Origin of the sequence: Bradyrhizobium sp. (assembly GCF_030697065.1) — a bacterium.
In the GTDB taxonomy this organism is placed as follows: Bacteria; Pseudomonadota; Alphaproteobacteria; order Rhizobiales; family Xanthobacteraceae; genus Bradyrhizobium.
The window spans coordinates 1-1403 of record NZ_JAUYQU010000223.1; the positions used below are offsets into that span (position 1 = coordinate 1).

Here is a 1403-nt window from a genome sequence, read left to right on the forward strand (position 1 = left end):
GCCTTCTCGATCGCCTGGAGCGCCGCATCCGCCCTGTCGCCGTCGGGACCGCCGGCCTGCGCCATGTCGGGCCGCCCGCCGCCGCCCTTGCCGCCAAGCGCTTCGGAGGCGATCTTGACCAGATCGACCGCGCTGAAGCGCGCGACGAGATCGGGCGTGACGCCGACCACGACGCCGGCCTTGCCGTCCGCGGTAACGCCGACAATGGCGACCACGCCGGAGCCGAGCTGCTTCTTGCCGTCATCGGCGAGGCTCTTGAGGTCTTTCATCTCGATGCCTTCGACCGCGCGCGCCATCAGCTTGACGTCGCCGACCTGGCGTACGCCGGCGGGACCCGCCGCCGATCCGTTGGCAGCAGATGCGCCGCCGCCCATCGCGAGCCGCTTGCGCGCCTCGGCAAGGTCGCGCTCCAGCTTCTTGCGCTCCTCCATCAAGGCGGCGATGCGCGCCGGCATCTCGTCGAGCGTGGTGCGCAATTCGCCTGCAGCGGTCCTCGCCAGCGCCATGGCGTCGTTGGCGTGTCTGCGCGCATGGTTGCCGGTCAGCGCCTCGATGCGGCGGACGCCGGACGCAACCGCGCTTTCGCCGGTCACCGAGATCAGTCCGATATCGCCGGTACGTTTGACATGCGTGCCGCCGCACAATTCCACCGACCAGCCAAGCGCGTTGCTGCCATGCGCGCGCGCGCTCCGGCCCATCGTCACCACGCGCACCTCGTCGCCGTATTTCTCGCCGAACAGCGCCCGGGCACCGGCGTCGCGCGCATCATCCACCGCCATCAGCCGTGTGGTGACCTCGTCGTTCTCCAGCACCACCTCGTTGGCGATGTCCTCGATGCGGGCGATTTCTTCCGACGTGATCGGCTTCTGATGCACGAAATCGAAGCGCAGCCGGTCCGGCGCCACCAGCGAGCCGCGCTGGGCGATGTGGTCGCCGAGCACCTGGCGCAGCGCCTCGTGCAGGAGGTGCGTGGCGGAGTGGTGGGCGCGGATCGATGAGCGCCTGGCGTGATCGACTTCCAGCGCCAGCGCCATACCGGCTTTCAGCGTACCCTGCTCGACGGTGCCGAGATGCACGAACAGATCGCCGGCCCGCTTCTGGGTATCGGTGACGCGAAACCGCACGCCCTCGCCGGTCATCATGCCGGCGTCGCCGACCTGGCCGCCGGACTCCGCATAGAACGGCGTCTGGTTCAGCACGATGGCGCCGCTCTCGCCGGATCCGAGGCTCTCGACGTCCTTGCCGTCCTTCACCAAGGCCGCGACCACGCCTTCGGCGGTCTCAGTCTCGTAGCCGAGAAATTCCGTGGCGCCGAGTTTTTCGCGCAACGGGAACCAGACGTTCTCGCTGGCGGTATCCCCGGAGCCGGACCATGCCGCGCGCGCCTTCGCCCGCTGCCGGTC

The 1403-nt window shown here is 69.4% G+C and carries 1 protein-coding gene; it reads right to left on the minus strand.

All coding sequences use genetic code 11. From position 1 onward, the window contains the following. Positions 1-1403, minus strand: a 1403-nt coding sequence (locus tag Q8R73_RS17530) for an alanine--tRNA ligase-related protein (protein ID WP_305720814.1), incomplete at both ends; no start/stop codon positions are given.